The organism is Mycolicibacterium wolinskyi str. Jessa 2025 (assembly GCF_049241375.1).
Lineage (GTDB): Bacteria > Actinomycetota > Actinomycetes > Mycobacteriales > Mycobacteriaceae > Mycobacterium > Mycobacterium wolinskyi.
This window is the reverse complement of record NZ_CP185960.1, coordinates 1,441,887-1,462,315: the sequence shown is the minus strand read 5'-3', so window position 1 is coordinate 1,462,315 and position 20,429 is coordinate 1,441,887. Positions and strand designations below refer to the sequence as shown.

General features: G+C 67.3%; 16 protein-coding genes and 1 tRNA gene. 7 read left to right on the top strand and 10 right to left on the bottom strand.

Features of this window, described 5'->3' with window-relative positions:
- Nucleotides 1-130 precede the first annotated feature (130 nt).
- Complete coding sequence (locus ACOI2T_RS07370) at nucleotides 131-1,135, top strand: MPT63 family protein (protein WP_409504884.1); 1,005 nt, start codon at nucleotides 131-133, stop codon at nucleotides 1,133-1,135.
- A gap of 208 nt (nucleotides 1,136-1,343) precedes the next feature.
- The gene (locus ACOI2T_RS07365) at nucleotides 1,344-2,657 is read left to right on the top strand and encodes an FAD-dependent oxidoreductase (protein WP_409504885.1); all 1,314 of its coding nucleotides are present in this window, start codon (nucleotides 1,344-1,346) and stop codon (nucleotides 2,655-2,657) included.
- Here ACOI2T_RS07365 and ACOI2T_RS07360 read toward each other — a convergent pair.
- The 5 genes from ACOI2T_RS07360 to ACOI2T_RS07340 form a co-directional block, all read right to left on the bottom strand.
- Nucleotides 2,641-3,585 (bottom strand): Ppx/GppA phosphatase family protein, encoded by a 945-nt coding sequence (locus ACOI2T_RS07360; RefSeq protein ID WP_409504886.1) that lies wholly within the window; start codon nucleotides 3,583-3,585, stop codon nucleotides 2,641-2,643. The genes ACOI2T_RS07365 and ACOI2T_RS07360 overlap by 17 nt on opposite strands.
- On the bottom strand, nucleotides 3,582-4,073 hold the full coding sequence (locus tag ACOI2T_RS07355; RefSeq protein ID WP_409504887.1) for a DUF501 domain-containing protein: 492 nt from the start codon (nucleotides 4,071-4,073) through the stop codon (nucleotides 3,582-3,584). The genes ACOI2T_RS07360 and ACOI2T_RS07355 overlap by 4 nt, the downstream gene beginning before the upstream one ends.
- Nucleotides 4,066-4,725: an FtsB family cell division protein gene (locus ACOI2T_RS07350; protein ID WP_409504888.1), complete on the bottom strand. Its 660-nt coding sequence runs from the start codon at nucleotides 4,723-4,725 to the stop codon at nucleotides 4,066-4,068. The genes ACOI2T_RS07355 and ACOI2T_RS07350 overlap by 8 nt, the downstream gene beginning before the upstream one ends.
- Nucleotides 4,726-4,770: 45 nt before the next feature.
- On the bottom strand, nucleotides 4,771-6,054 hold the full coding sequence (gene eno, locus ACOI2T_RS07345; protein ID WP_409504889.1) for a phosphopyruvate hydratase: 1,284 nt from the start codon (nucleotides 6,052-6,054) through the stop codon (nucleotides 4,771-4,773).
- Nucleotides 6,055-6,142: 88 nt separating this feature from the next.
- A complete protein-coding gene (locus ACOI2T_RS07340) occupies nucleotides 6,143-6,874 on the bottom strand; it encodes a lytic transglycosylase domain-containing protein (protein WP_409504890.1) in 732 nt (243 codons plus the stop codon).
- A gap of 179 nt (nucleotides 6,875-7,053) precedes the next feature.
- Here ACOI2T_RS07340 and efeU point away from each other — a divergent pair, with 179 nt between their 5' ends.
- Genes efeU through efeB form a run of 3 tightly spaced genes read left to right on the top strand, consistent with a single transcriptional unit; the run spans nucleotide 7,054 to nucleotide 10,455 of the window.
- Nucleotides 7,054-7,980, top strand: a complete 927-nt coding sequence (gene efeU, locus ACOI2T_RS07335; protein ID WP_409504891.1) for an iron uptake transporter permease EfeU — start codon at nucleotides 7,054-7,056, stop codon at nucleotides 7,978-7,980.
- On the top strand, nucleotides 7,977-9,146 hold the full coding sequence (gene efeO, locus ACOI2T_RS07330; RefSeq protein WP_409504892.1) for an iron uptake system protein EfeO: 1,170 nt from the start codon (nucleotides 7,977-7,979) through the stop codon (nucleotides 9,144-9,146). The genes efeU and efeO overlap by 4 nt, the downstream gene beginning before the upstream one ends.
- Nucleotides 9,127-10,455: an iron uptake transporter deferrochelatase/peroxidase subunit gene (efeB, locus tag ACOI2T_RS07325; RefSeq protein ID WP_409504893.1), complete on the top strand. Its 1,329-nt coding sequence runs from the start codon at nucleotides 9,127-9,129 to the stop codon at nucleotides 10,453-10,455. The genes efeO and efeB overlap by 20 nt, the downstream gene beginning before the upstream one ends.
- 524 nt (nucleotides 10,456-10,979) lie before the next feature.
- Here the strand turns inward: efeB and ACOI2T_RS07320 are convergent.
- From ACOI2T_RS07320 to mfd, 4 genes are all read right to left on the bottom strand, one after another.
- A complete protein-coding gene (locus ACOI2T_RS07320) occupies nucleotides 10,980-12,200 on the bottom strand; it encodes an integrase catalytic domain-containing protein (RefSeq protein ID WP_409504894.1) in 1,221 nt (406 codons plus the stop codon).
- 277 nt (nucleotides 12,201-12,477) lie between these two features.
- Nucleotides 12,478-13,590 carry a nucleoside triphosphate pyrophosphohydrolase gene (locus ACOI2T_RS07315; protein WP_409504895.1) on the bottom strand — a complete coding sequence of 371 codons (1,113 nt, stop codon included), beginning with the start codon at nucleotides 13,588-13,590 and terminating at the stop codon, nucleotides 12,478-12,480.
- Nucleotides 13,591-13,731: 141 nt separating this feature from the next.
- Entirely contained in the window at nucleotides 13,732-14,235 is a 504-nt protein-coding gene (locus tag ACOI2T_RS07310) for a hypothetical protein (RefSeq protein ID WP_409504896.1), read from the bottom strand.
- A 235-nt stretch (nucleotides 14,236-14,470) separates the two neighbouring features.
- A complete protein-coding gene (gene mfd / locus ACOI2T_RS07305) occupies nucleotides 14,471-18,103 on the bottom strand; it encodes a transcription-repair coupling factor (RefSeq protein WP_409504897.1) in 3,633 nt (1,210 codons plus the stop codon).
- A gap of 106 nt (nucleotides 18,104-18,209) precedes the next feature.
- Here mfd and lysA point away from each other — a divergent pair, with 106 nt between their 5' ends.
- Entirely contained in the window at nucleotides 18,210-19,550 is a 1,341-nt protein-coding gene (gene lysA, locus ACOI2T_RS07300) for a diaminopimelate decarboxylase (protein ID WP_409504898.1), read from the top strand.
- On the opposite strand, the gene ACOI2T_RS07295 is transcribed toward lysA, so the two are convergent.
- Nucleotides 19,551-20,144, bottom strand: a complete 594-nt coding sequence (locus tag ACOI2T_RS07295; protein ID WP_067844396.1) for a TetR/AcrR family transcriptional regulator — start codon at nucleotides 20,142-20,144, stop codon at nucleotides 19,551-19,553.
- An 85-nt stretch (nucleotides 20,145-20,229) separates the two neighbouring features.
- Here ACOI2T_RS07295 and ACOI2T_RS07290 point away from each other — a divergent pair.
- Nucleotides 20,230-20,301: transfer RNA gene (locus ACOI2T_RS07290), tRNA-Gln, on the top strand.
- Nucleotides 20,302-20,429: the final 128 nt, after the last annotated feature.

The following is a 20,429-nucleotide window of genomic DNA, read 5'->3' as shown; positions in this document are numbered from 1 at the left end:
CGGGCGGCGTCACCACAATCTGCCCACACCTGTTTCACAGACTCCTCTAATACTGCTAACTTCGCTAATGAAGTGGGCAACCCCACTGTCGGGGGCCTGCCGTCTATCGGATTACTCAGGAGTGAATGCCTTGAAGATCGCGAATGCCAGAACCGCCCTGGCCGCGGCCGCAATCGCCGCAGCCGGAATCCTCGCCAGCGCGCCCGTCGCGCTCGGTGACGCCAGCGCCGTCACCACCGCCACGCTGGGCAGCCAGGCGAAGTTGGACAACGGAAACGTGATCCAGGGCTGGACGGTCACCGACCTCAAGCCCAGCACCGACGCCATTCCTTACGACGTGCGCGGCACCCTGTGGGAGGTCACCGCTACCGATGAGGCCATCCAGGGTTCGGTGACCCCGATCGTCTCCAACTTCAACCTCCGCGGGGCCGGCGGCGAGAACTACCGCGCGCTGTTCCAGGTCGCCACCCCGCAGGGCGTCAACCCGGCCACGATCCCGCAGGGCCAGAAGACCAGCGGCAAGATCTACTTCGACGTGACCGGTGCCCAGCCCACCTCCGTCGTCTACAACGCCGGTGGCCGCGATCTGCTCGCGTGGGACAAGCCGGCCGCACCGGCACCGGCACCCGCCCAGAGCGGCAGCCGGCCGGCGACCTCGGCCGCCACCCCGGCCACCGCCGCTCCTGCCGCGGCCGCCGAAGCCGAAGGCGCCGAAGCCACCCCGGCGCCTGCCGCGGCCGAGGCCACCCCGGCTCCGGCAGGCACCGAGGCCGTCCCGGCCGGCGCGGGCACCCGTGCGACTGACCTGCCTGCCGCCACCGCCGCAACCCCGGTCGGCACCGAGACCGCTCCGGCTCCGGCGGGCGCCGAGGCCACACCGACCCCGGTCGCGCACGGCACCCCCGTCGCCGAAGGTGGACCGGCGCCCGCAGCCGTGCCCGCGGGTGCGGGCAACGCCGCGACCGCTGTTCCGCCCGCTGAGGTCGCACCGGTTCCGGCAGGCACCGAGGCCGTCCCGGCCGCTCCGGCCGACCCGGCGCTCGTGCCCGCCGGCGTGCAGCCGACGACGACGGTTGTCCCGGTTCCGCCTGCGCCCGGCACCGCCCCGGCCAGCAATCACGGCCCGGCGGCATAACCCAGAGCAGTACGGCAACGGCCGGAGGTGGGAAACCACCTCCGGCCGTTCGCTTTTCCGGCGTCTGGTCTTCTCATGAATTCGTGACCCGTCGTTGGTGGACACCGCCTCGGGCCGATGTCAGGCTGACCGTGCGGGGTGGTCAGTCAGCCAGGGAGGGCCTGAAGGGCACCATCTCCGCAAGCACGCCGTCGTCTGCGGCGCAAGCATGGCCGGATTACTCGCGGCTCGAGTGTTGTCCGACTTCTACGAATCCGTCACGGTTGTCGAGCGTGATGTCTTGCCGGACAATGCGATCCAGCGCCGCGGTGTTGCCCACGGCCGACATCTGCAGATGATGCTGAGCGGCGGGTCGTCGCGTCTGGCACACTTGTTTCCCGGCTTGTTCGACGAACTCGCCGCCGCCGGTGCGCATGTCATGGACGGCATCGACGATCCGTCACTGTTCTATCTGCGGGTCGGTGAGCACGTGGCCTGCCGATCCGGGCGCTTCACCCGATCCGACGACGTGGTGATCGTTCTGGCCAGCCGACCCTTGTTGGAGACACACGTCAGGCGGCGCGTTTCGGCGTTCGGCAACGTCACGATCATGGACGGTCACGACGTGATCGAGCCGGTCCTGGATTCGTCCGGTCGGATCAGCGCTGCCCGGGTGGCCAACCGTGAGACGGGTGCGGAACGGATGCTGGAGGCCGACCTCGTGGTCGACGCGACCGGCCGCGCGGGCCGCACGCCCGCATTTCTCGAAGCGAGGGGTTACGAGCGTCCACGCGAGCGGAAGTACCCGGTCGGTCTCAGCTACTCGAGCCAGTTCTTCCGGTTGCCGTCCGGCGCGCTCACCGAGAAGGTCGCCGCGGTCAACGATCTCGTCGAAAAACGCTGCGGCGCCGGCGTGTTGGCGTACGAGGACGGCACGGCAATCCTCACCCTGATCGGGGTCGCGGGGCACAAATTGCCCACGGACCTACCGGGTGTGCTCGACGCCGCCACCGAACTACTGCCGCCGCAGTTCAGTTCGGCGCTGCGCGCCGCGCAACCGCTCGGCGCAGTGACCGCTCAGCACTACCCCGTGAGCGTGTGGCGCCGCTACGACAAGCTCAACCGATTACCGCAAGGTCTCATCGTGATCGGCGATGCGGTATGCAGTTTCAACCCGGTATACGGCCAGGGCATGACCTCGGCTGCGTTGCAGGCCATGGCGCTGCGCCAATGCTTGTCCTCGGCCGATACCACCGACCTCGCCACGCGGTACTTCCGCGCGGCCGCCAAGAAACTCGCGCCGATCTGGTGGTCGAACCGGTTCACCGATTTCAACTTCACGCCGACCGATGACTGGCGGACGAAACCCAGGCGGCTACTCAATCGTGGCATGGACAGAGTGTGGGCAGCGCTGGCCACCGACATCGTGCTTGCCGAAACCTTCATCCGTACACTGCAATTGGTCGACGCGCCGACTGCCATGTTGCAACCGGCCATGCTGCGGCGCCTGCTCGCGGGCGGGCGCGTCAGCCCGGTGCGATAGACAACGCGATGCCGTCGAGGATGTCATGCTCGCTGACCACGAGCTGATCGATGCCGGCCCGGTCACCTAACACCGCAGCCAGTTCCTCGACGATGATCGCGCCGCCCCCGATGACGTCGGCCCGCCCCTCGTGCATGGGCCCGAGCGCGAGGCGCTGCTGCTTCGTCATGCCGATGAGCTCATCGCACACTCGCAGCAGATCATCGAATCCGATGCGCGACAGGTGAATAGCGTCGGCATCGTATTCGGTCATCCCCTGCGCGAGCGCGGACAGCGTCGTCATCGTCCCCGCCACACCCACCCACGTGTGCGCGCCGTCCACGGGAACCGCACGCAGCGCCTCGGCAAGCCCGTCACGCACCACGGCGCGGGCAGCCTCGACCTCGGCGGCGGTCGGCGGATCGCTGTGCAGGCACCGCTCGGTCAACCGCACGCAGCCGATGTCGGCCGAGAAGCTGGCCTGAACCGAATCTTTTCCGACGACCAGCTCAGTGGAGCCACCGCCCAGGTCGACGACCACGAAAGACGCCTCCACCGGGTCGAGTTCACCCACCGCGCCGCGGAACGAGAGTTCGGCCTCCTCTGTTCCGGTGATCACCTCGGCGACACTGCCCGGCACGACCGCGCCCAACTGGCGCGCGGTCATCGCGAAGAACTCGTCGCGGTTGCCGGCATCGCGGGCGGCCGAGGTGGCGACCATCCGCACCGCCGACACCGAGTGCTTGGTCATCAGCGCGGCATAGTCGGCCAACGCGGACTCGGTGCGCGCCAACGCTTCCGGCGCGAACTCACCCGTCGCATCGACACCCTGACCGAGCCGCACGATCCGCATCTCGCGATGGACGTCGTGCAGCCGGCCGTCCACGGCGTCGGCGATCAGCAGGCGAATCGAGTTGGTGCCACAGTCAATTGCTCCGACGCGACTCATACCCAGATACTCCGATCCAGTATTCCGGCCATGGCAGGTTCGACGGCGAGGATCGCCAACGCCTCATCGCCCAACGGGTTGACACCCGGCCCCTTGGCCAGCGAGTGCGCCATCAGCACATGCAGGCACTTGACGCGGTCGGGCATGCCGCCGCCCGTGAAGGTCGTGCCCAGCGGCTCGATCGCGTCGCGTTCGGCCAGATACGACTCGTGTGCGGCCCGGTAGGCCGCGGCCAGCTCCGGATCCTCCTGCAGCCGTTGGGTCATATCGCGCATCAGGCCCGACGATTCCAGCCGGCTCGCGGCCGCGGTCAGCACCGGATGCGTGAGGTAGTACAGCGTCGGAAACGGCGTGCCGTCCGGCAGCTTGGGCGCGGTTTTCACCACACCGGGCTCACCGTTCGGGCAGCGGTAGGCGATTTCGAGGACACCGCGCGGCTCACGGCCCAATTGCCGTGTGACAGCGTCGATGTCGGCGGCGTCAACCACCGGGCGCCGGGGGTGGTGGGGGTCCCGGAGGCGGCGGGACCGGCGGGACGGCGGGCGTCACTCCGTGCGGCTGATCGGCGATCGTGTGCCACAACGAGGTGTACCAGGGCTGCCCGGCAGGCACCGTGGAGCCGGGCGCGCCGGGGACCCCGGGCTCGGCGGGCACGGCAGCCGTGGGCGGCAACTGAACCTGATACGGGGTGTCACCGGGCATGACGAAGCCCAACCGCTCACGCGCCTGGGCCGCGATGTACACCGGGTCGGCCAGTTTGACCTTCTGCTGTTCGAGCTCGGCAATCTGCGCTCGCAATTGCTCCTCGCTGGCCTTGAGCTGTTTCATCTCGGTGCGTTGCGCGAAATATGTCCGGACCGGTCCGGCGATGGTCAGCGTCAGCACACACACCACGGCAGCCAGGATCGCAGCGCGCCGGGCCGCCGAGCCGAACCGCTGTTCGGACTGCAGCTCGGCCTGTTGTTGCGCTTGTACCGCAATGGCTTTGGTGACAGCCTCGTCGGGCGCCTGCTCGATCTGCGCAGGCCGGTTGTCGGTCACCCGGCGCCGGGCCTGCGCCGGTCGCGGCCGATTCGACTTGCCCGACTTCCCCGGCCCTCCAGGTCGGGAGGCCGGGGATCGTCGCTTCGGATCGGGCATCGTGGTCAGGCCAACCCGGTCAGGTCCGCATCATGGGGCGCTCGGCTACTTGGCTTCGAGCCGCGGGAACGCCAGATCGCCTGCGTAGCGGGCGGCGTCGCCGAGGGTTTCCTCGATGCGCAGCAGCTGGTTGTACTTGGCCACCCGCTCGCTGCGGGCCGGCGCGCCGGTCTTGATCTGGCCGCTGCCCACCGCGACCGCCAGATCGGCGATCGTGGTGTCCTCGGTCTCACCGCTGCGGTGGCTCATCATCGTGCGGTAACCGCTGTTGTGCGCCAACGCCACGGCATCCAAAGTCTCGGTGAGCGTGCCGATCTGGTTGACCTTCACCAGCAGCGCGTTGGCCGCGCCGCGCTCGATGCCGTCCTCAAGCCGCTCGGGGTTGGTGACGAACAGGTCGTCGCCCACGAGCTGGATCCGGTCACCGATCGCGGAGGTCAGCGCGACCCAGCCGTCCCAATCGTCCTCCGACAGCGGATCCTCGATCGACACCAGCGGGTAGGACTCGATCAGTCCCCGGTAGAACTCGGTCATCTGGTCGGCCGTGCGGGTCTCCTTCTCGAAGGCGTAACCCGTTCCGTCGGTGTAGAACTCGGTGGCGGCCACGTCCAGTGCCAGCGCCACGTCGCTGCCCAGCTTGAAGCCGGTGGCCTCGATGGCCGACGAGATCAGGTCCAGCGCCGCCTTGGTGCCTGCGACGTCGGGAGCGAAACCGCCCTCATCGCCGAGGCCCGTCGCCAGGCCCTGCTTCTTGAGCACGGCCTTGAGGGAGTGGTAGACCTCGGCACCCCAGCGCAGCGCTTCCTTGAACGAAGGCGCACCGATCGGGGCGACCATGAACTCCTGCACGTCCACCCCGGTGTCGGCGTGGGCACCGCCATTGAGGATGTTCATCATCGGCACCGGCAGGATGTGTGCGTTCGGCCCGCCGATGTAGCGGAACAGCGGCAGGCCGGCCGATTCCGCGGCGGCCTTCGAAACCGCAAGCGAAACACCGAGAATCGCGTTGGCGCCCAGGCGGGACTTGTCGGGCGTGCCGTCCAGGTCGAGCAGTGCCTGGTCGACCAGCCGCTGATCGTCGGCGCCGAGCCCGATGACCGCGGGCGCGATCTCGTCGAGCACCGCCTCGACGGCCTTTTCGACGCCCTTGCCGCCGTAGCGGGCTCCGCCGTCGCGCAGCTCGACTGCCTCGTGCTCGCCGGTCGACGCGCCGGAGGGCACCGCCGCCCTGGCAAACGTGCCGTCGGTCAGGGCCACCTCGACCTCGACCGTCGGGTTGCCGCGGGAATCGAGAATCTCGCGGGCTCCAACCTGCTCGATGATGGGCACTGGCTTCTCCTTATTGCGTCCTTGATCGAGTCCTTGGCGTGCTTGGCGCTACTGCATGAGCCTAGAGCCTGCGGTAGCCGGAGTCGTGTCAGAGGGGGTGACCGGACGCGTACGCGGTGGCCCAGTCCCGCACCGCACGCGCGTACTGCTCGGAGTTGTTGTAGGCCTTGAGCGCCTTCATCCAGCCGCGCGGGTTGGACAGGTCCTTGCCGTTCCAGCACAGCAGGCCGGCCGCCGAGAGCGCGGCGTCGTCGAAATTGTCGGGGCTGACCTTGCCGTCGTTGTTGGCGTCCACCCCGAAGTGGCCCCACGTCTCGGGGATGAACTGCATGGGCCCCATCGCGCGGTCCAGCTCGTCGTCGCCGTCGAGCTTGCCGCCGTCGGTGTCGGCGATCCGCAGATTCCCCGCCGTCCCGTCGAGCTGCACGCCCCGGATGGGCGGGCTGACGTCACCGTTCGGGGCGACCATCGCGCCGCGGTAGGTGCCGTGGTGGCTCTCCACCATGCCGATGCCGGCCAGCGTGGTCCATTTGACGTTGCAGTTCGGGTTCTCGACCTCGGCGACGCGGGCGGCGTAGGCGTAGGCCTCCAGGGCGTTGACGGGCATGCCCAGCGCGGGAGCCCGCTCGGCCGCCCACTCGCGGAGCGCATCGGCGGGCCTGCCCTTGGCGTAGGTGTCGATCTGGGGAACCGGATCGCCGGCGGGCGGCGGCACGCCCTCGGGGATGGGGGTGCCGAGCTGCCATGAACAGCTGGAAGCCATCAGCAGTGCTGTCGCTGCGATCACCGCGACAGCCCGCAGCCAACGAACTGGCGACACCGGACTCCCTCAACCTGCTCTACTCGTGGCCCATCGTCCCATGCGCGGGGCCCGGCTCGGTGACCGACAGCCCCAGCGCGAACTCGACCGAACGTTGACCGCCCCCTGCTAAGGTGAGCCACGCCTTGCTATGGCAAGCCAAGGCTACGTATTTTCTCCGGTCAAGCGAGGACGCTTTGATGACTGCCATCGCAGACGCTCCGACCAGCCTTCTGGCCGCATCCAACGTCACATCGCAGCTGTTCGGCAGCGGTTTGATCGGCCTGCGCGAAGGTTTGGAAGCCGCGATCGTGGTCTCGATTCTCGTCGCGTTTCTCGTCAAATCCGAACGCCGAGACACACTCAAATGGGTGTGGCTGGGAGTTGGCTGTGCGATTGCTGTGACCATCATCGTGTTCCTGGCGATCCAGTTCGGGGAGAACACGATCAGCGGTCTCGGCGCGGAAGCCATCGCCGGCATCGCCTCACTGCTCGCGGTCGTCATCGTCACCACGATGGTGCTGTGGATGAAGAAGGCCGCCGCGTCGATGTCGGGCGAGCTACGCAGCGAGATGTCGCGGGCACTGCAGACCGGCGGGCCCGCGGTCGCGCTGCTGGCGTTCCTCGCGGTCGGCCGCGAAGGCGTCGAGACCGCGCTGTTCATGGTGGGCTACGCCGAAGCCGAGACACTCTGGCCGCTGACGGGCCTCATCATCGGCGTGCTGATCGCGGCTGCGATCGCCTACGGCATGTACGCCGGCGCGGTCCGGATCGACCTCGCGAAGTTCTTCAAGTACACCGGCGTGTTCCTCATCGTCGTGGCGGCCGGGATCCTCGCCTACGGCATCAAGGCGCTGCAGACGGTCGGCTGGATCCCCGGCCTCGGCTCGGTGGCCTTCGACATGAGCGGTGCGTTCGACTGGTCGGCCTGGTACGGCGAGATCATCCAGGGCATCTTCAACATCGACCCGACGCCGACGGTGCTGCAGTTCGCCGCGTGGCTGGCCTACATCGTCATCGTGCTCGCGCTGTTCCTCAAGCCGGCCCGCTCAGCTGACGTCTCCACATCCTCCGAGCCGAGTGTCGACCCGGAGACCTCCACCTCCTCCGAAAGGTCGCCCAAGTGAAGATCACCCCCGCTGTGAAGTCTGGAGTTGCGGCCACTGCCGCCGTCCTTGCCGGTTTCTCCCTGGCCGGCTGCCAGGCCAAAGAATCCGCGCCCAGCGGCGAGGCGGGCGGCGACAAGCCTGCCCAGATCACCGTCGACGCGTCGGACACCGAGTGCAAGCTGTCGGGCACCGAGGCAGCCACCGGGCCGAGCACATTCGTCGTCACCAACAACGGCACCAAGGTCACCGAGTTCTACGTCTACGGCGAGGGTGAGCGTGTCATGGGCGAGGTGGAGAACATCTCCCCCGGGCTCAAGCGTCAGCTCATCGTCCAGTTGACCCAGCCCGGCACCTACCAGACCTCGTGCCGGCCCGGGATGGTCGGCGAGGGCATCCGCGGTGACTTCGTCGTCAGCGGCGAAGCCGTGCAGGTCGACACCGAGGGCAAGTTCAAAGAGGCCGCCGACAGCTACAAGCGTTACGTCAACAGCCAGACCGACGCGCTGATCCCGGCCGTCGAAGAGTTCGTCGCCGCGATCAAGGCCAAGGACATCGCCAAGGCCAAGTCGCTGTTCCCGACGTCGCGCACGTACTACGAGCGCATCGAGCCGGTCGCCGAGTCGTTCCCCAACGACCTCGACCCGCGCATCGACCTGCGTGAGGCCGACCTCGAGCCGGGCCAGAAGTGGACGGGATTCCACCGCCTGGAGAAGGACCTTTGGGTGACCGGGCTGCAGCCCGACACCAACGCGATCGCCGACCAGCTCGTGGCCGACGTCAAGGAACTCGACGCCGGGGTCAAGGCGCCGGACTGGAGCATCGACTCCACCCAGATCGCCGGTGGCGCGCAGGGCCTGCTCGACGAGGTCGCGATCAGCAAGATCAGCGGCGAAGAGGACATCTTCAGCCACACCGACCTGTGGGACTTCAAGGCCAACGTCGAGGGCTCGCAGACCGCGGTCGCCTCGGTGCGCCCGATCCTCGACGAGCGCAACCCCGATCTGGGCAAGCGCGTCGATCAGCGCTTTGCCGAGGTCGAAGCCTTGCTGGAGAAGTATCGTGAAGGCGATGGTTTCGTCTCCTACGACAAGGTGACCGAACCGCAACGTCAGGAGCTCTCGCGCGCCATCGACGCGCTGAGCAAAGAAGTCAGCCAGGTGCAAGGTGTCATCGCCCCACAGTGAGTCCGTCGACGAGTCCGTCGACAAGCGGGAACCCCAGCCGTCGGGCATTTCTCGACGCAAGCTGTTCGGTGCGGCCGGGGTCACCGCGGCGGTAGTCGGTGCGGCCAGCGCGGGTGCGCTGGCCGGCCGCGCTTCGGCGGCGGCCAGCTCGCCCCACGGCCAGCTGCAGGGTCCGGTGCCGTTCCGCGGTGAGCGGCAGGCCGGCATCATCACCGAGGCGCAGGACCGGATGCACTTCTGTGCGTTCGATGTCACGACCGACAAACGCGAGGACGTCATCGCGCTGCTGCAGCAGTGGACGGAGATGGCCGAGCGCATGACCCGCGGCGAGGAAACCGAGCCGGGCGGAGCGGTCGACGGCAATCCCTACGCGCCACCGTCCGACACCGGCGAAGCTCTCGGCCTGCCCGCCTCGCAGTTGACCCTGACGATCGGCTTCGGGCCGACCTTCTTTCTCAAGGACGGCAAGGACCGCTTCCGTATCGCCGACCAGAAACCCGCCGAGCTCGCCGCCCTGCCGAAATTCCCCAACGAGACGATGGATCCGGCGAAATCCGGCGGCGACATCTGCGTACAGGCCTGCGCCAACGATCCGCAGGTTGCCGTGCACGCGATCCGCAACCTGGCCCGCGTCGGTTTCGGGACCGTCGCAGTGCGCTACTCGCAACTCGGGTTCGGCCGCACGTCGTCCACCACGCGCGATCAGGCCACACCGCGAAACCTGTTCGGGTTCAAGGACGGAACCAACAACATCAAGGCCGACCAGACCGATCTGCTGGACAAGCACGTGTGGGTCGCCGACGGTGACGGCCCGGCCTGGCTGACCGGCGGCACCTACCTCATGACGCGACGCATCCGCATGCGCATCGAGAACTGGGACCGCACCACCCTGCTCGAGCAGGAGCGCGTCATCGGACGCCAGAAGGGCAGCGGCGCCCCCAACGGTCTGCAGGAAGAATTCGAGGAACTCGATCTCAACCTCGCCGACGACAAGGGAACACCGTTGATCGACGTCGACGCCCACGTCCGGCTCGTCTCACCACAGAATCTCGGCGGCATCGAGATCCTGCGCCGCGGCTACAACTTCACCGACGGCACAGACGGTTTCGGCCATCTCGACGCGGGCTTGTTCTTCATCGCGTTCGTGCGCAGCCCGGAGAAACAGTTCATCCCGATGCTCGGCGAGATGTCGCGCAAGGACGCCATGAACGAGTACATCACCCACACCGGCACCGCGGTGTTCGCCTGCCCGCCTGGGCTGAAGGAGGGCGACACATCGGGCTATTGGGGTTCGACGCTGTTCGCCTGAGCGCTGTCTCCTGCGCTGTTCCCCGGCGCTGTCCCCCTGCGCCAGCCGGAGCGCCGCCGCTGTCCCCACGGTGGGGTTGTGCCCGCCTATTAGCGACAATGTCGCGGAAATCGCCTCACGAAGCCCACTGGTCCCGTAAGCACCACGCCGTGAACACCTTCAGGCACTTGAGTCGCAAGCGCCTCTCCTGCAACGGAATTCGGCGTGCCCACCTATGAGCGACTTTGTCGCTGTTGGCCGCATCAAGCGGCGGCGCGTGGCCCCGGCCCGCGCGTGAAGCGCTATGGCCAAAAAGAGCCCCGGGACCGCCATCACGCTTCAAACGCGGAACGTGGAGCTCGAATGGTTGATGTATCTGGCAATAAATTTCGAGTGGTCGGCCGACCGCCAGCGACTTTGTCGCTGTAATGCGGGCAGCCTGTTGCCTCATGTCAATATGCCCGCGGGGGGATTCGTTGCCTCATTTGGAAAATGCCCGGCTGGGATCGTTGCCTCATTTGTGGGTGCCCGGATGGGCTGGCGGGTTAGGCGCCGGCGGCTGAAATATTCGTTGCCTCAGATTCGGGTGCCCGCCGAGGGTGGGGTTTTGGCCGCGGGCCAGCTTTGCTGGTAGTCAACGTGAGCAGCTCGGAGCACAGCGCCTGGATGTGGCGTTGCAGGGCGGCCGGATTGAGATCGGCGTAGACCTCGGTGAGGCGTTTGACCTCCTCGACGGTGGTCGTCTTATCCGCTTGCGCACGCCGGTACGGAGTGCGGGCTTTTTCGTATTTCTTGGTCACCTTTGCGCCGGTGCGCACCTTCGATTCGAGCTTTTGCTGTGGATAGAAGTAATTGGCCAGCAGTGACTGAAGTTCCCAGATCTTGTTGAGTAACACCAACTCCGCGGCCGTGTCGTAGCGGTGATAGCCGACCATCACCCGCACCGTGGTCCAGTTTTTCTGCTCGACATGACAGCCATCGTTCTTGTTGCCCACCCGTGACCGGGTGAAGGTGATGCGCCGCTTGCGACACCACTCGAGCAAGGTGAAGTTGATGAATTCCGATCCGTTGTCGGAGTCGACCCCTCGGATCGGAAACGGCATCACCACCACGATCTCGTTGAGTGCGGCCATCACCCGTTTCTGCGCTTTGCCCAAAATGCTGCGGGTCTCGGTCCAGCCGGTGGCGATATCGGTGACGGTCAACGTCCAGGCATGCACCCCGGCGGGGTTGCCGCCGTCGTGGCTGACCAGATCGATCTCGACGAAGCCGGGCACCGCGTCATCCCACGCCGCCCAGGTGCGCACCGGGATCTGCGATTTGAGCAAGGTTCCCGGTTTCGTCCTACAACGGCCCTTGAGCTGGTACTTCTTGCGTTCAGAGGCCAGTCGGCGGTCGATGGTGGCCGCCGACATCGCCACCAGCTGCCCGGCCACAGCGTCGTCGATGACCAACTCGCCGCACCGGCGCAGCACCACCACCAATTCACCCAGCATCGGTTCCAGCCGTTTACCGGCCGGCATACCCAGTACTTCCCAACAAAACACGAGAGCCTCAACCACTTTCGGGCCATACGTGGGCGGTCGTGGCCGCCGCGCCCGCACCACTCGCGGCACCAGCGCACCCCGCAACGCCTTACGGGCATGATCACGATGCCAGCCCGTCGTCGCACACAACTCATCCAGAATCGTGGCCCTGCCGGCCCGCTGATACCGAACCGCGATCGCCCGGGTCACCGCCATGCGCTCAGCCAATGTCAACCCCATCCTCCGGCCCTAGCCCACCCCGCAACCTCACCGCCCACGACACACCGCACGCGGGCATTTTCAAATGAGGCAACGAATCAGCAAAACGGGCATTTTTGATGAGTCAACGCGGCAGCCGAAAACGTGCGACGGACGTGGTGGATGGTGCTGAGGGTAGCGGTGTGATCCGGCAGCTGAGACACCAGAGGTTTATGCGGCGCATGTGGCGATTTCCGCGACATTGTCGCTATTAGGCGGGCAGCACGGCACCTAGCCCAGAGCCGCGCGAAGGTCGGGCTCAGTCGTCGGCGCGGTCGGGTTGTGAGGGACCCTCGGATTCGGTCTGCGCTTCGTCGGGCTCGGATTCCTCGTCCGGCGTGGGCTCCTCAGCCGGCGTCTCGTCGGGCGCGGATTCTTCGTCGACGTCGGCGGTTTCGTCGACTTCGGGTTCCGGCTCTGCCGCAGCGAAGTCACCTGTCGGCCAGTAAGTCCGCCACTCGTCCTCGGTGATCGTGCCCAATGGGGTCACATCGAGTTCCTCGGGGACGTCCTCGCCCCGGCGGCCGGCAGCGACGTCGGATTCCACCAGCCGCACGGTGTCCATGAACTCCAACACCGCTGTGCGGAGCTCATTTTCGGCGTCGGTATCGCCCGACACCGTGACCGATGTCAGCGACGCCGGCACCAGATCGGCGGGAAGGCCGGCTTGTGTCACGCGGGCAATCACCTTCTGCGCCAACGCCAGCGCCGGCTGTCCGGTGGGCACGTCGTCCATGCTGGACGTGCGGGATTTCACCGACCGCTCCTGGGCCTTGCGTTCTTCCCATTGGGCGAGTTGTTCGTCGAGTGAAATGGATTCGCCCGCAAGGACTGCCGGAACGCGGTTGCCGAGTTTGCGGACGAGCGCGTCGGCGACGTCGTCGATGTTGAACGGATGGTGTGGCGCGTCCTCGGCGATGCGCGCGTGGAACAACACCTGCAGCAGCACGTCGCCGAGTTCCTCGCGCAGCTCGTCGGCGTTGCCGCCGCGGACCGCGTCGAACAGCTCGTAGGTTTCTTCGAGGAGGTAGCGGCGCAGCGAGTCGTGGGTCTGCTCACTCTCCCACGGCCCGGAGGTGCGCAGCTTGTCCATCATGGCCACCGCATCGACGATCCGCTCACCGGGCTGCGCCTCGGGCGCGGCGATGAGGCGTTCGCCTGCGGCGAGACGGGCCTTGACCGCTGGATGCTCGGGATCGGAGGACAGCAGGACGGGAGCGTCGTCGCCGTCATAGGCGGGGCGCGCGGCAGGCAGCGACCACGGCACCTTGACCGGCATCTCCTCGGTGTACTGCACATCACCGGTGAGCAGATCGATCGCGTCGACTGGGATGAGTGACGGGCGGCGGGGGTCGACCAATACGACGGTCATCGGGCAACACCCCCTCACGCATTTCGACGAGACCGCTGATCTCGGTTATACCAACACGTTGCCGGACCCGGACGCGCCTGGTCACACGGGATGGCCGCCCTGCCCGAAGGCAAGGCGGCCATCATGTCACATCCGGGCGAGTCAGGACTCCGGCGGGAACGGAACGTCCGGGATCACCCAGTGACCCGGCACCTCATCGAAGAACGGGTTGACGATTCCGTTCACCGTGGGAAGCTTCTTCAGCTCGCCAGGGGGAATTCCGAAGAACGGATTCGCGACACCGTTGATGGTCCGTGAATTCTTCAGCTGCCCCGGCGGGATGTGGCCGTTCGGGAGCCCGAAGAAGTTGTCTACCTCAGGGAATTGCACCGTCGGAACTTCGACGTCCGGGACATTCACGTCCGGCACGTTGACATCCGGCAAATTCACATCCGGCACGTCGACGTCGGGAACGTTCACATCCGGCACTTCGACGTCGGGAACGTTCACGTCCGGCACGTCCACATCCGGGACGGCAGGACCCGGAATCGGCGGTGGCGCAGGCACATTCGGTTCCGCCTGCGCGAGACCTGTGCCCAGGCCGAGCGCGCCGAGTCCCAGTGCACCGGCCGTCGTCGTGGTTACTGCGAGCTTCTTGATGTCCATGGTCACTCCTTCGCCTTGCGTCATGCGAAAACTCACCAATCGGTGGCAATCGCGTGATGTTCGGTTTAGGAAATTGCATGACCGCCCTATGGCTGACGATCTTGCCGTCTCTTCTCAACGACAACGCAACACCTTGACCCCCCGTGGTGTATGTCGAATCCGCACCCCGGATGCGTTATCAGCGTTTCGCCGATTCGACCGCCACAGGCGCGCAAAATGCGCGCTTACCAGGCAATCAGCCCGAGAAATTAAATTTCGCGGTCAGGTCGACACTGCCCGGCGTCTGTCCGTTGAGCACGAGCACCAGTCCGGCCACCCACTGCACGAGCTCAAGATCGCGGATGCGGGGCGCGCCGACGCCGTCACCGGCGCGAGGCAACGGCACCTGCACCGTCGACGTGGTGGCGCGGTAATGCCCGCCGGGGTACATGCGCTTGAGCCGCAACTGTGCGGAATCCGGAAGCACCACGGGCGACAGCTTCACCGTCGACGCCGACACCGCACCGATCTCGGTGATGCCGTACTCGCGGCACAGCAGCCGCAGCAACGCGACCGCGACCAGGCGCTGCGCGGGTTCGGGCAGTGGGCCGTAGCGGTCGACGAGTTCCTCCACGACGGCGCGCACGGCATCCTCGTCGGAGGCCGCGGCGAGTCGCCGGTAGCCCTCGAGCCGCAGCCGGTCGCTGCCGATGTAGTCGGGTGGCAGATGTGCGTCGACCGGAAGGTCGACCCGTACCTCTTTCGGTTCCTGAGGTGTGGCAACGGTTTTCCCGTCGGCGGCCGCCCGATAGGCCTCGACGGCCTCGCCGACCAACCGCACGTACAGGTCGAAGCCGACGCCTGCGACGTGTCCGGACTGCTCGACACCGAGCACGTTGCCCGCGCCGCGGATCTCCAGGTCCTTCATGGCCACGGCCATGCCCGCGCCCAGCTCGTTGTTCTGCGCGATGGTCGCCAGGCGGTCATAGGCGGTCTCGGTCAGCGGCACCTCGGGCGGATACAGGAAGTAGGCATAGCCACGTTCCCGGCTACGGCCGACGCGGCCGCGCAACTGGTGCAGCTGCGAGAGCCCGAACGTGTCGGCCCGCTCGACGATCAGCGTGTTCGCGTTCGAGATGTCCAGGCCGGTCTCGACGATCGTGGTGCAGACCAGGATGTCGTACTCGCGGTTCCAGAAGCCCTCGACGGTTTTCTCGAGGGTCTCCTCGTTCATCTGACCGTGCGCGACGACGACCCGGGCCTCCGGAACGAGCTGGCGCACACGGGCGGCGGCCTGGTCGATCGAGCGCACGCGGTTGTGGATGTAGAACGCCTGCCCGTCGCGCAGCAGCTCGCGGCGCAGCGCGGCGGCCACCTGCTTGTCGTCGTGTGGGCCGACGTAGGTCAGCACCGGGTAGCGCTCCTCGGGCGGGGTGAGAATCGTCGACATCTCGCGGATGCCGGCCAAGCTCATCTCCAGGGTGCGCGGGATCGGGGTCGCGCTCATGGTCAGCACGTCGACGTGGGTGCGCATCGACTTGATGTGCTCTTTGTGCTCGACGCCGAACCGCTGCTCCTCGTCAACGATGATGAGGCCCAGGTCTTTCCACGTCACGCCGGTCTGCAGCAGGCGGTGGGTGCCGATGACGATGTCGACCGAACCGTCCTTCATGCCTTCCATGACGGCGCGGGACTCCATCGGATCGGTGAACCGCGACAGGCCCTTGACCGTGACCGGGAACCCGGCCATACGTGCGGTGAACGTCTGCAGATGCTGATCGGCCAGCAGCGTCGTCGGCACCAGCACCGCAACCTGCTTACCGTCCTGCACGGCCTTGAATGCGGCCCGCACCGCGATCTCGGTCTTGCCGTAGCCCACGTCACCGCAGATCACGCGGTCCATCGGCACCGGCTTCTCCATGTCGGCCTTGACCTCGGTGATCGCGGTCAGCTGATCCATGGTCTCGGTGAACCCGAACGCGTCCTCCATCTCGGCCTGCCACGGCGTGTCGGGGCCGAACGCATGACCGGGTGCGGACTGGCGTTTGGCGTACAACGCGACGAGCTCGCTGGCGATCTCCCGAACCGCCCGGCGCGCTTTGGTTTTGGTATTGGCCCAGTCGCTGCCGCCGAGCTTGGACAGCGACGGCGCTTCACCGCCGACATAGCGCGACAGTTGGTCGAGCGAATCCATCGGCACGTACAGCCGGTCCGACCCGCCGCCGCGTTTCGACGACGCGTACTCCAGCACCAGGTACTCCCGCCGCGCCCCGCCGACCACGCGCTCGGTCATCTCGACGAACTTGCCGATGCCGTGCTGATCGTGCACCACCAGGTCGCCGGCGGTCAGCGCCAGCGGGTCGACGACGTTGCGCCGTTTGGCGGCAAGCTTTTTGCCCTCCGAGGCCGTCACGCGGTTACCGGTGAGGTCGGTCTCGGTGATGATGACGAGATTGGCGCCGGGCAGGATCACGCCGTCGTGCAGCGGACCTTTGAGCACGCCGACGACGCCGGCCTTGGGCGCCGTGCCGGGCTCCAACATCGTTGCCGCGATGTCGGATTCGGCGAGCTGCTCGACGACGCGGTGCGCGGTGCCGGTGCCGGGCGTGACGATGGCGGCGTAGCCGCCGGTCGAGACGTGCGCCCGCAACATCGCGAAGATCTCTTCGAGACTCTGCTGACTGCGGGCCGATGGCGCCGGACGCAGATCGAGTTCGGTGGCGGACTCGTCCGACAGCTGTGACAGCGTCCACCACGGGTGGCCGGCCTTGCGGGCACCGTCACGCGCCTCGCTGAACGGCACGAAGCCGGATGCACCGAGCGCCTCGATGTCGATCGGGGCGTCGCCACCCACCGCGGCCGTCGACCACGACGCCTCAAGGAACTCGCGGCCCGTCTTGATCAGATCCGCTGCGCGCGTGCGCACCTTCTCCGGGTCGCACACCAGAACCGGGGCGCCGTCGGGCAGGTGGTGGGTCAGCGTCGTCGGCTCGACCGGATGCAGAAGCGGCAGCAGCGCTTCCATGCCGTCGACCGGGATGCCTTCGGCGAGCTTGGCGAGCATGTCCGGCACGCTGCCCGGCACGGTGTTCTCGTGCGTCGGGTGCTCCGCGGCCAGCGCGGCGGCACGTTCGCGCACGTCGGGTGTCATCAACAGCTCGCGGCACGGCACCGCGACCACGGTCTCGACCGGAATCTCGGGGATCGACCGCTGGTCGGCGATCGAGAACATGCGCATCTCGGAGATCTCGTCGCCCCAGAACTCGACGCGAACCGGATGCTCGGCAGTGGGCGGGAACACGTCGAGGATGCCGCCGCGGACCGCAAACTCACCGCGTTTGCCGACCATGTCGACGCGGGTGTAGGCCAGGTCGACGAGCCGCGCGATCACGTCGTCGAAGTCGGCGTCCTGCCCGAGCGACAGCTGCACCGGCTCCACGTTGACCACATCGGGTGACATCGGCTGCAGCAGCGACCGGGCCGTCGTCACGACGACCCGCAGCGGCGGGCCGAGCGTCGCGTCGTCGGGATGGGCGAGCCGGCGCAGCAACAGCAGCCGCGCGCCGACCGTCTCGACGCCCGGTGACAGCCGCTCGTGCGGCAGCGTCTCCCACGACGGGAACAGCGCGGCCGCGTCGCCGAACACGCCGCGCAGCTCGGAGGTCAGATCGTCGGCCTCACGCCCGGTGGCCGCCACCACGAGCAACGGGCCGTTCTGGGCCAGCGCGGCAGTCACCAGCACGCGTGCGCTGGCCGGTCCGACCAACGCCAGATCGGCGGGCCGGCCTGCGGCACGACGAATGACGTCCTGCAGGGACGGATCGGACAATGCCAGCTCGACGAGACCCGCGATCGGGGTCTGGACATGGGTGTGCCCCGGTGCGGTCATGATTGCTCCATCCTAGGCGGCGTCAGTTCGTCAGGATTGGGCCCGGTGACGTAAAGAGACCGTCAAGCCCGCTGACCGTCTCACCAGCGCGGTCCACCGTGAAGTCATGACATTGCTGGACATCCTGCCGTCGCTGCGATACGCCGCCACCCCGCGCCTCGATCCGGCGATCTGGCCGCTCACCACCGGAGTCGACGCGCAGGGCCGGATCACCGTCGGCCGGGTGGCGCTGACCGACATCGCCGACGAGTTCCACACCCCCGCCTATGTGCTCGATGAGACCGACTTCCGGACGCGGGCACAGCGCTACCGCGAGGCACTGCGCGGGACCGAGGTGGTGTACGCGGGGAAATCCCTGCTGACCACGGCGGTGGCGCGGTGGGTCGCCGAGGAGGGTCTCGGGCTCGACGTGTGCTCGGCAGGTGAGCTCGCGACGGCACTGGCCGGCGGCGTCGCCCCCGAACGCATCGTGCTGCACGGCAACGCCAAGTCGTGCGATGACCTGCGCAACGCGGTCGACGTCAGGGTCGGGCGCATCGTGCTGGATTCGTCGATGGAGATCGCCTACCTGGCCGGGCTCGCACGTAAGCGTCAACGCGTACTGATCCGGGTGACGCCGGGCATCGACATCGCGGGCCATCGGGCCGTCGCGACGGGCGTGTGCGATCAGAAGTTCGGCTTCACGCTCGCCGACCGGCAGGCCGCGCAGGCCGCGGCGCGGGTCCTGGCCACACCACAGCTCGACCTGGTCGGCTTGCACTGCCACATCGGCTCACAGGTCACCGATCCGCTGCTGTACGGCGAGGCGATCCGGCGGCTGATCACCGCGATGGCCGACATTCGCCACGCCCACGGCGTGGTGCTGACCGAGCTGAACATCGGTGGCGGGCATGGGGTTCCCTACGTCGGGGGTGACGCCGCGCTCGACCTGGGCGCGCTTGCGGGCGTCATCGACGAAGCCCTCGACAGCGCATGCGCCGCCGAAAGGTTCCCGCGGCCGCGGCTGGTGGTCGAACCCGGCCGGGCGATCAGCGCCCGCGCGGGCGTCACGCTGTACCGGGTCTGCGCCGTGAAGGCCCAGCCCGGCGGGCGGACGTTCGTCGCAGTGGACGGCGGCATGAGCGACAATCCGCGGGTCGGACTCTACGGCGCGAAATACACTGTGGCGCTTGCCAACCGGCACGCGCTAGGGCCGACGATGCGGGTCACGGTCGCGGGCAGGCACTGCGAGGCCGGTGACGAGATCGTGCGCGACGTCGACCTACCCGCCGACATCCATCCCGGCGACCTGTTGGCGGTGGCCGGGACGGGCGCCTATCACCACAGCATGGCGTCGACGTACAACATGGTGGGCCGCCCGCCCGTGGTCGCGGTGCGCGACGGTGCGACGCGACTGCTGGTGCGCCGCGAGACGACGGCCGATCTGCTCGCGCGGGATATGGGTTAGCTAGTCGGCTTCGAGGTGCGGATCGGCCTCGAGGTGGGTCAGCCCGTTCCACATGAGGTTGACCACATGCGCGGCGACCACTTCTTTCTTCGGCTCCCGGACGTCGAGCCACCACTGCGCGGTCATCGACACCGACCCGACGAGGGCCTGCGCGTACAGCGGGGCCAGGTCGGGATCGAGACCGCGCCGGGAGAAGTCGCCGGCCAAAATCGAGGCCACCTGGTTGACCGCGTCGTTGAGCAACGTGGCGTAGGTGCCCGACGTGATCGCCGCGGGCGAATCGCGGATGAGGATGCGGAAGCCGTCGGTGTGTTCCTCGACGTAGGTGAGCAGCGCGAGCGCGACCCGCTCGACCCGTACTCGGGACCGGTTGTTGGTCAGAGACGACGTGATGCCGTCGAGCAGCGCCGACATCTCCCGGTCCACGACGACGGCGTACAGCCCCTCCTTGCCGCCGAAGTGCTCGTAGACGACGGGTTTCGAGACGTTCGCACGCAGCGCGACCTCCTCGATCGAGGTGCCGTCATAGCCGCGTTCGGCGAACAGCGACTTGGCGATCTCGATGAGCTGTTGCCGCCGCTCGCTACCGGTCATCCGGGCGCGAGGTGCACGCACTTCCTTATCGGGTGCTGCCACGCGTATCAGGCTAGCCCTTTCGACTAGAGTCTCACCCGGACATTCCGTCGTGGTGTAATCGGCAGCACCTCTGATTTTGGTTCAGATAGTTCAGGTTCGAGTCCTGGCGACGGAGCTCAAGCAGCGCGAGTGACCCCAAACTGACAGCGTTGACGGCGTGTTTTTGTACAGACACGGTCGCTCGCGGAGGAGGAGATTGGTGTCCACCACCGAAACCGCCGTGATCGTCCTGGCCGCGGGCGC